The sequence below is a fragment of the Lactobacillus leichmannii genome (assembly GCF_024701915.1).
In the GTDB taxonomy this organism is placed as follows: Bacteria; Bacillota; Bacilli; order Lactobacillales; family Lactobacillaceae; genus Lactobacillus; species Lactobacillus delbrueckii.
The window spans coordinates 1-6,780 of the sequence record NZ_QOCY01000032.1 but is presented as its reverse complement, the minus strand read 5'-3'; the positions used below and the strand labels follow the sequence as shown (position 1 = coordinate 6,780).

Below are 6,780 nucleotides of genomic sequence, written 5' to 3'. Positions count from 1 at the left end.
CAGCTAAGTTAAAGAGAAGAAGCTTGTTATCAGCATCGTTATTTTGACTGGAGAAAGTTGCAGCATAGCCAACATTGCCGGCATAGTCAGCCAAAACAGTTTCTACTTGGTTCTTGCCGTCCTTAAGTCCAGTCAAGGCAGTCGTTGACTCGTAAACATCACTTTCTCCCTTAACCGGAGCCAGCGCCAGCTTCTGCTTTTCACCGTTTACTGCCGCAACAAACATTGTCATGTCAAGACCGCTGCCGGAATCCTTAGCCTTCAAACGGAGCTTGCCATCTTTGGTAACCTGCAAGTCACTCACTTCTGGCGCTTGGGTATCAACCTTGACAGGGATGTTCAATTCCTGCTTGCTACCGCCAGTTGCTGGGGTAAATTCAACCTTGTAGATATATTGCCCATCCTTGACGACTTGGCCCTCAGCGTCAGTGCCATCCCACTTGTCCAGTGAGTGGGTTGTCCACTTGCCGCTTGAAGAACTGTAGTAATCTTTAGTTCCCTCTTTGCCAACGCCCAAGCTCTTAACTTTGTTTCCTTGAGCATCAGTAATCGTTTCCGTGTATTCCTTGTAGTTCCGGTCAAAGAAGAGAACAGGATATGCGTAGTCCCGGCTACCATCGCCATTTGGTGAAATCGCGATCAGATCAGGATCAGTATACTTGCTGTAATCATCACCCTCATAGCCAGTGTGACCGAGAATATCATTGTTGTTAGAAGCCATGACGCCAACCAGGGACTGAATTGTGTTGATTAGATTTGAATTGCCACCTTCATAAAGCATTGGTGCGCTGACACTCGCTTGACTGTAGCTGCCGAAAAAGCCCATGTATGGAAGAACCAGGTTTGGTGTTGCCTGGTCTTCTGCTTCAAAGCCAACATAGCCTTCAACAAAATTTTGTCGCTGGAAACTGTATGGCAAGGTCAAGGTAAAGCTTACATCCACGCTTTCGCCAGGCTGGACAGTTACCTTTGGCGTCTCCGTCGTCAGCTGTCCCTTAACAATCTTTGTGTCATAGATTTCGCCACTCTTCGCTTCGGTTGCCTGGGTGTATGGACCGCCATAATTATCAACTGCATAGGTCTGGGCCTTCTTGCCATGATTGGTCAAGGTAACCTTAAAGGTCGTCTGCCGGCCAATTTCTTTCAAGGCTGCTGCCCCGTTGCCGTTGGCTGCCTTAACCTCAACCGTATTGTTGATGGCATCTTTAACATTGATTTCGCCACTCCCTTGCCGGCGGGGAGAAATAATTTCCTTGGTATGCTCAGTGTCATAGAAGGGGTGCGAAGTGTTCATGGCTGAATTCTTAGCAAATTGTACTAATTCTTCCCCGGACAAGTTCAAACTTTGTTTCTTGATACCTTGCAAAATTAATGCTTCTGAACCTGCGACAAATGGTGAAGCCATTGAAGTCCCACTCATTTGCTGGTACTTGTTGTCGTTGGCCAGCGAGTAAATCTTCCCGCCCGGAGCAGTAATTTCTGGCTTGAAGTCGAGTTCCGGCGTTGGCCCCCAGCTGGTAAAGTCGCTCATCTTTCCCGCGCTCGAGTTATCGATTAAAGCAGTACCGAATTTCAGCTTGATGCTCTTACCATCTTTTGCTGCTTGAGCCAGAACTTCTCCATCAGCCATACTCATCCCCAAGGTTGGGAAAGTCTTGTCGTCCAGTGCCATTGAAAGTAAGCCGTCATTATTGTTATTGTAAATGACGATCCCTGCCGCGCCAGCTGCCTTGGCATTGGCAACTTTCTCTGAGAAGGTATAAGATCCCCGTTTAACAACTGCAAGTTGTCCCTTAACCTCAGCCTTCTTTTCAGCAGTATAGTCATCTGCACCGCCCAAGCCCATGTCAACAAGCTTAAGCTTCTTGGTTAAAACGGAATAGTTGCTTTCAAGCTGGGTTGTTACTTGTGCAGCACCCTTCAATTCGGAATTTGCGCTAAAGGTGACCCCACCGAGTTCGTCTTTAACCGTGTCGGTGGTCACTTTGCTGTTTTCAGCAGAGGCAACCGTCAGAGCATCCGGTGTAACCCCTGGCGCGCCAACAGTACTGAGTTCACTTGTCCCGGTATTGTTGACTGGATTGCCATCTCCGGTCGACCCTGCGACCCCGGAGTTGCCGGCGGAGATAACGTTGATAACGCCAGCCTCTGATGCCTTTGCTACAGCTTGCTGCTGTGGATCACTTGGATCGACATCTGATGAAACTGAGCCCAAACTCATGTTGATAACGTTGGCCCCCAGCTTAACTGAATCTTCTATCGCGGAAATGATGTCGTCATCATAGGCTCCAGAATTCTTGGTATTGTTGGAGAAGACCTTCATTGCCAAAAGCTGGGCATCAGGAGCAACACCTTTGACTTGGCCATTTAGCTATAGCTTTTTAAGTTAGATTTACATTAAAATGCTTCACTTATAAAGCAAAAGAAAAAGCAGCCAGCACCTGCTGACCGCTCTCTAGTCTTTTATCATTTTGATCATGTTGTACCAGATTTCCCCGGCATGCTCTGACTCAGCTTGCCCATGGTTGACGTAGCCATTCTTTTCGTAAAATGGCACCCGGTCTTCCAGACAGGTCAAGGCGATCCGCCCCCGCTTCATTTCCTTAGCGGTCTCAGCGAATCTATCTAAAAGCTGGCTGCCGATCCCCTGCCCCCGGTAATCCGGATGAACCGCGATGGTCAAGACCATTTGGTTGCCGCCAGGGCCCGCCAGACTTTCTGTCTCTTTTTCATACATCCAGTCCTCGATGTAGTCATACTTGCTGTTAACGACCGGCCCGGTAATAAAGCCCACGATCTCTTCTTCCAAATTTCTGGCGACCAAAAAGCTCCCGGTAAACTTCTGAATTCTCTCTTTATACTGAGCCGGACTGCCTGCTTCTGCCTCATTGAAACCAGCTCTTTCAATTTCCACGATCCTGTCTAAATCTTCCGCTCTTGCCTGGTCAAATTTCAGCATGCTCTTCTCCTTGAATACAAAAAGCACGCCTCTGTCAATCCAGAGAACGCGCCTCGTTTTATTCTTTTTAAAATTGTCTGTTAGATAGCCATCGCGTTAACTCCAGCAGTCACGCCCAGCTTAGCTAAAACCAAGGCTGGAGTGTTAGCATTCTCAGCTACAGCGCTGCGAACTTGCTGGTTCTTGTCTTGGGCCAGCTTCTTCAGGACAGCTGCGTCTTCGCTCAGCTTAGCTGCCAGGATCCGCAGACTTGCGTAGTTTGAGTTAGTTTGCTTGCCCAAGAGAGCAACCCATTCCTTCTTAGCTACGATTTGGCCCAGCTTCAGCCATTCAGTGACCTTGCACTTGCCAAAGTCAGTTACCTGGCCCCAGCCACTTACTTCGTAAATGGTGATGCCTTCTTCACTTGGGTATTGGCTGGCGTTGACAACAGCGTCTTCCAGCTTTTCGTAGATAGCCAGGTAGCGGTTGTGGTAGGTCTTGCCTGCCAGGTAGCTGCGGCCTTCACGGAAAAGCTTGCCTTCCTTAGCTGAGAATACAAGATAGCCCTTAACTGCTTGTTCGATAGTTACGTTAGTCATATTTACCTCTCCTTGAATAAATTTAATGACTTAGTATAGTACGAATGATATTCAATTTTTCCGGCATCAAGATTCGCCTCTGGCTCGAGAAAAAAGCTTGTAAGCATCTTCTCTTTGTTTCCATCAGGCATTTCCTTAATGCGTTGAAACGATTATAACAGACCCTTTCCTAAAAATGTGCATAAAAAATATTTTCAGTCTTTTTTTGCTTATTTCAACTTCGCTATAGCCAAAAACCACTTCATTTAGCTTAGTGCTTTAAAAAATAAAGTTAAATGCTTGTAAAGTAATTCCAAATTATCTCTTAAAATCCTTGGCAGAGCCCCCTTTTCCGCTCTTTATTCTGTTATCCTAAATAGGCGAAAGGTACAAGCAAGACAAGCTCCCTTGTACTAAACAGTCACAAACTTAAATAGATTAGAGGTAATACAGGTCATGAACGAGACAATCACGCAGCTGATTCAAAACTATGGCTATGTCGCCGTTGCCTTGCTGATTGCAGCTGAAAATATTTTTCCCCCAATCCCTTCCGAACTGATCCTGACCTTTACCGGTTTCCTGACCCTGTCAGCCAACCTGTCTGTCCCGGGAGCCATCATCGCCTCCACGATCGGTGCCTTCATTGGCGCGGTAACTCTCTATTGGGTCGGCACCTTCTTTGACCAAGACCGCCTTTCCCGCTTCGCCGCCAGCAAGGTCGGCCGCCGCTTCGGCCTCTCCCCGGAGAAAATCACCAAGACGGAAAACTACTTTAACAGCCACGGCCGGGCAGCCACCTTCTTTGGCCGCTTTATTCCAGTCGTCCGCAGCTTAATCTCCCTGCCAGCCGGGATGAGTCGCTTCTCTTTAGCCCGGTTCAGCTTCTACACCATCCTGGGCACGGCAATCTGGAACACGGTCTTGATCTACTCCGGCCGCTTTGCCGGCAATGCCTACCAGCAAGTGGTCCAGGAATTTGAAGGCCTTAGCTTGATCGTGTTAATCGCCTTCTGCGCCATCGCAGCCGCTGTCTACCTGCTCAAGAAGAAGGGCTTGATCTTTAAAAAATAATTTTTTGCCTTTGATCTTGACAAAAATTAAATCCGTATTAGAATTTTACTTAATCAAATAAGTCAAAAGATGAGAAAGACGAGTAGGAAAGCACAATCTTGTAGAGAGTTGCCAGCGGGTGAAAAGGCAACAGACCCTGGCTTTCTGAATAACACTTTTTCCAGATCGCCGGCTGAAGTCACAGTAAGCCGTGCCGCCTGCAGGACGTTACCCTGCTAGAGCATGTTGGTGCTCGAAGTGGTTCGTTTAGAACAAGGTGGGTGGTACCGCGGAAAGAAGCCTTTCGTCCCTGTAGTTTTTTGGGGGATGAAAGGCTCTTTTTATGCCCTTTTGACAAGTATTAGATTTTTAGCAGAGGCAAGAGATATGGCTAAATTAGTTATTCCAAGTGATTACGATCCGAAAATGACCATCCGCGAAACGGAAAAGGCAATCCGCTACATCCGGGAAACCTTCCAGACTGAATTCGGGACCGCGATGAATCTGGAAAGAATTTCCGCTCCTATGTTTGTTAAGAAGTCTTCCGGCTTAAACGACAACCTCTCTGGCTGGGAAAAGCCGGTTTCCTTTACCCTGCACGACGGAGATGAAGGCGAATTGCAAATCGTCCACTCCCTGGCCAAGTGGAAGCGCTGGGCTCTCAAGCACTACGGCTTCGGCCACGGTGAAGGCCTCTTCACCAACATGAACGCCATCAGAAAAGACGAAGAAGTTTTGGACAACCTCCACTCCGTTTACGTTGACCAATGGGATTGGGAAAAGGTCATCGACAAGAGCGAACGGACGGAAGCAACCCTCCGCCAAACTGTCCAGCGGATCTTTGAAACCATCAAGGGGATGGAATACCACGTCCGTGCCCTCTACCCGCAAGCCGCCTACCACCTGCCAGAAGAAATCAGCTTCGTAACCAGTGAAGAACTGGAAGCCCGCTGGCCATCCCTGACCCCAAGCGAACGCGAAGGCAAGATCTGCCAGGAAAAGGGCGCAGTCTTCTTGGAACACATCGGCGGCGCGCTCCCGCTTTCCAAGAAACCGCATGACCTCCGGGCACCAGACTACGATGACTGGACTTTGAACGGTGACCTCCTCTTCTGGTACGAACCCCTTCAGCGGGCCTTTGAAGTCTCCAGCATGGGCATCCGGGTCGATGAAGACCGCTTGCAAGAGCAGCTGAAGCTTGCCGGTGCTGAAGACCGGTTAGACCTGCCTTTCCACCAAGCCCTCTTAAAGGGTGACCTCCCTTACTCCATCGGCGGCGGGATCGGCCAGTCAAGACTTTGCATGCTACTTTTGGGCAAGGCCCACATCGGTGAAGTCCAAGCCAGCATCTGGCCTGACGAGATCGTAGAAAAGTGCCAAGCAGCCAAGATCCAGCTTCTGTAAGAAAGCTAGTTAAGCAAAAACAGGAAGAATATAAGAGCAAGATAGACAATAAAATATCGAGGTAAAGAGATAAACATGACAGAATTGATTTCAATCAGAGAATCAAGCAAGCACGTAGATGAAGAAGTCAGAATGCACGTCTGGCTGACCGACAAGCGGTCCAGCGGGAAGATCGTCTTCCTGCAATTAAGAGACGGCACGGCCTTCTTCCAAGGCGTTGTCCGCAAGAACGATGTCAGTGAGGAAGTTTTTGAAGCAGCCAAGGGCCTGCGCCAGGAAGCAAGCTTCTACCTCACCGGGACCATCCATGAAGACGCCCGGTCCCACTTTGGCTACGAAATCCAGATCAGCGACCTGGAAGTCGTCTCAAACAACGAAGGCTACCCGATCACCAACAAGGAACACGGGATCGACTTCCTTTTGGACCACCGTCACCTCTGGCTGAGAAGCCGGCGGCCATTCGCCATCATGCAGATCAGAAACCGGATCTTCAAGGCCACGGTCGACTTCTTTGAAAACGAAGGCTTCGTGAAGTTTGACGCCCCGCTTCTGATGCACTCAGCGCCAGAAGGGACCACGGAACTCTTCCACATCGACTACTTCGACCACGATGCTTACCTGTCACAATCCGGCCAGCTTTACGGGGAAGTCGGGGCAGAAGCCTTTGGCAAGATCTTTACCTTCGGGCCAACCTTCCGGGCGGAAGCTTCCAAGACCCGCCGGCACTTGACCGAATTCTGGATGATGGAACCGGAAATGGCCTGGATGCACCAAGATGAATCCCTGGACCTGCAGGAACGCTTCCTG

General features: G+C 49.1%; 5 protein-coding genes and 1 pseudogene. 3 read left to right on the top strand and 3 right to left on the bottom strand.

The features are described 5' to 3' along the window. The 3 genes and pseudogenes from DS743_RS03420 to DS743_RS03410 all read right to left on the bottom strand — a co-directional run. Positions 1-2,368: pseudogene (locus tag DS743_RS03420) on the bottom strand (S8 family serine peptidase); the annotation flags it as partial. An 87-nt stretch (positions 2,369-2,455) separates the two neighbouring features. Beyond that, on the bottom strand, positions 2,456-2,959 hold the full coding sequence (locus DS743_RS03415; protein ID WP_035184538.1) for a GNAT family N-acetyltransferase: 504 nt from the start codon (positions 2,957-2,959) through the stop codon (positions 2,456-2,458). An 80-nt stretch (positions 2,960-3,039) separates the two neighbouring features. Next, a complete protein-coding gene (locus DS743_RS03410) occupies positions 3,040-3,540 on the bottom strand; it encodes a hypothetical protein (protein ID WP_035184539.1) in 501 nt (166 codons plus the stop codon). A 435-nt stretch (positions 3,541-3,975) separates the two neighbouring features. Here DS743_RS03410 and DS743_RS03405 point away from each other — a divergent pair, with 435 nt between their 5' ends. From DS743_RS03405 to DS743_RS03395, 3 genes are all read left to right on the top strand, one after another. After that, the gene (locus DS743_RS03405) at positions 3,976-4,590 is read left to right on the top strand and encodes a DedA family protein (RefSeq protein ID WP_035184540.1); all 615 of its coding nucleotides are present in this window, start codon (positions 3,976-3,978) and stop codon (positions 4,588-4,590) included. Between the two features lie 366 nt (positions 4,591-4,956). Further along, entirely contained in the window at positions 4,957-5,973 is a 1,017-nt protein-coding gene (gene asnA / locus DS743_RS03400) for an aspartate--ammonia ligase (RefSeq protein ID WP_035184541.1), read from the top strand. 75 nt (positions 5,974-6,048) lie between these two features. Then, positions 6,049-6,780, top strand: a 732-nt coding sequence (locus tag DS743_RS03395; protein WP_258945811.1) for an amino acid--tRNA ligase-related protein, incomplete at its 3' end; no start/stop codon positions are given.